At 65.4% G+C, this 2,180-nt stretch carries 4 protein-coding genes; 1 reads left to right on the top strand and 3 read right to left on the bottom strand.

Annotation, left to right across the window (positions count from 1 at the left end; genetic code table 11):
* The coding region (locus ACJ8AT_RS33775) for an ABC transporter substrate-binding protein (protein WP_407742089.1) at positions 1-1,028 on the bottom strand (1,028 nt) is incomplete at its 3' end.
* Between the two features lie 6 nt (positions 1,029-1,034).
* Between ACJ8AT_RS33775 and ACJ8AT_RS33770 the strand changes: the two genes are divergently transcribed.
* Positions 1,035-1,319, top strand: coding sequence for a Smr/MutS family protein (locus ACJ8AT_RS33770; RefSeq protein WP_407742088.1), 285 nt, complete (start codon positions 1,035-1,037; stop codon positions 1,317-1,319).
* Positions 1,320-1,330: 11 nt separating this feature from the next.
* Here the strand turns inward: ACJ8AT_RS33770 and ACJ8AT_RS33765 are convergent, their stop codons facing one another.
* Both ACJ8AT_RS33765 and ACJ8AT_RS33760 read right to left on the bottom strand, forming a co-directional pair.
* Entirely contained in the window at positions 1,331-1,846 is a 516-nt protein-coding gene (locus tag ACJ8AT_RS33765; protein ID WP_407742087.1) for a hypothetical protein, read from the bottom strand.
* Positions 1,847-2,007: 161 nt separating this feature from the next.
* Positions 2,008-2,180, bottom strand: a 173-nt coding sequence (locus ACJ8AT_RS33760) for a cold-shock protein (RefSeq protein ID WP_407742090.1), incomplete at its 5' end; no start/stop codon positions are given.

Raw genomic sequence — 2,180 nt, 5'->3', positions numbered from 1 at the left:
GTTCCAGTGACGCCCTTAAACCCAGGTGTCTTGGTGCCGACCTCCGCGAGCGCGCGCCGAACGTCCTGCCGCTTGGGACCGGCACGAGCAATGACATCGCGCAGCAGGTAGACGGCATCGTAGGTGGCTGCGGCCGGCTGATTGGGAAGCCCGGTACCCGGAAATTTCTTGCGATATGCCTGCAGGAACGCACGGTTTGCTGCCGTTGGAAGCGTGGTGAGATAGGCTGAAGAGAGATAGACGCCGTCCGCAATGGCGCCCGCTTCTTCGATGCCCTCGAGCCCATCCGCCCCCACGATCGGCAGGGTGAGGCCGCGACTCCGAGCCTGTCGGAGAATCTCCTCGGCGTCGCCGCGGTTGCCGGCCACCACTAGAAACTGGGCGCGCCCCAGGTGCGCCAACCGGTCGAGGTAGGCACCGACGTCCGGCGAGTCGCCCAGGTAGGGATCGACCGAGAGCAGGACTCCGCCATGCTTGAGGAAGTCACGAACGAACGTCTGGCGGACACCGCGCCCGTACTGATCGTTGAGATACAGTACTGCTCCACGATCGAAGCCGAGGGTATCCCGGACCCACCGCGCGAGCGCTGCCCCATGGGCCAGATCGCTGGGGCATATCCGGAAGGTGTAATCTCCCGCGGTTGAGATGTCAGGTGATGAGGAGGAAGGTGAGATGGCGACCACCGGATCGGGGCCGCCGTTGTACACCGGCGCAGCAGCCAGCGTGGGACCGGAGAAGAGATGGCCAATTACCGCCGACACGCCAGCATCGTAGAGGTCAGTGGCTACGAACACTGCCGAATCCGGATCGGAGTAGTCGTCCCGCTCGAGCAGCTCGAGGGGCCGCCCTCGTACACCGCCGGCGGCATTGATCTCCGACACTGCGAGCTCGGCAGCCCGCTTCATCGGGATGCCGACGGGATCGCTGAGCGATCCGGCCAAGCCGATCCGAATCGGCGCTTGCGAGAAATGGCAGGCGCAGAGCCCGAGGATGAGCGCGCCGGCCAGCAGTTTGCCCCTAGATTTCATCGCACCATGCCTGATTGGACCGACCAGTCGCCTGTTGCCACCTTCGACCTGCACGGCCAGAGTGTCAGCGAGGCCGCCACCAATGCCGAACGCTTCCTCCGCGCCCAGGCCAAAGCCCGACCCGGTGCCGTCGTTCGATTGATCACGGGACGGGGACGCGCCGGCGGGGGCGCTCCGATCCGGACGCGGATCCGCGGGTTGCTTGGGGTCCTTAAGGACTCGGGTCGCGTTGTGCGCGACTACACCCTCGAGCACACCGATGGCAGCTACCTGGTCCGGCTCTACGGCTGACATACGTGCCGTCAGCGTGCCGAGCGGTTCCGCGCTCGCCCCCAGTCGTCGAGCACGCGGCCATCGACCAGACTCACCGAGGCTGTGGGCTGGCCTCCCTCGAGCCTCCAGGTGAGGCGCAACATGCGCCCTCGCCGTACCCACTGGAGCATCGATTGAGTGCCCTGGACCCGCGGGTTCACCGGGCCGTAGCGCTGGAGCAGCTCATCCCGCCAGAGGTCAAGCCGATTGAAATCCACCGGAGCAGACAGCGTCAACACGCCTGCCATGCTGTCGATGGCGGAGACCCAGACGTCGACCCGTCCGAGCTCCGGGCTCTGCAAAACCGCGCGGCACTCGTTGACGCTGGGGTCCAGCTTGGCGCGCTTGCAGCGCAGACGTCCGCCACTCAGGCTCGCCAGGCGAGCGCTCAGCTCGTCGAGGCTCGCGCCGGCGCGGAACCCGAAGAACTGGAGCGTGGTGGTATCCCCAGCTATGGGATCCGGACCTTCCGCGGCTCCGGGCCAGAGCAGCAATGCTGCAAGCACGACTGCGTGTACCGTCGGCAACATGCGGTAAGAGCCCTGGTTCTGTGATGTCAGGAGTATCGGCTGGTGCGGCGGGAACTAGAGACACCAACAACACCCCCCACCTGGCGCGGCGGGGGGTGATTCCAGACTAGCGACTTAGGGGGAAGGGCGCTGGGGCGTCAGACCTTACGGACATTCGAGGCCTGCAGGCCCTTGGGGCCCTCGACTACCTCGAACTCCACATTGTCTCCTTCGGATAGCGAACGGAAGCCATCGGCGATGATTGCCGTGTGGTGAACGAAAACATCCTTGCCACCGTCCTGCGCGATGAAGCCAAACCCCTTCGCATCAT

Origin of the sequence: Hyalangium sp. (assembly GCF_045802625.1) — a bacterium.
GTDB lineage: Bacteria > Myxococcota > Myxococcia > Myxococcales > Myxococcaceae > Hyalangium.
This window is presented reverse-complemented; position numbering and strand designations above follow the sequence as displayed.

Excerpts from the sequence above, each read along its gene's own strand:
- ACJ8AT_RS33770 (WP_407742088.1), top strand. The coding sequence starts at position 1,035 with ATGCCTGATTGGACCGACCAGTCGCCTGTTGCCACCTTCGACCTGCAC.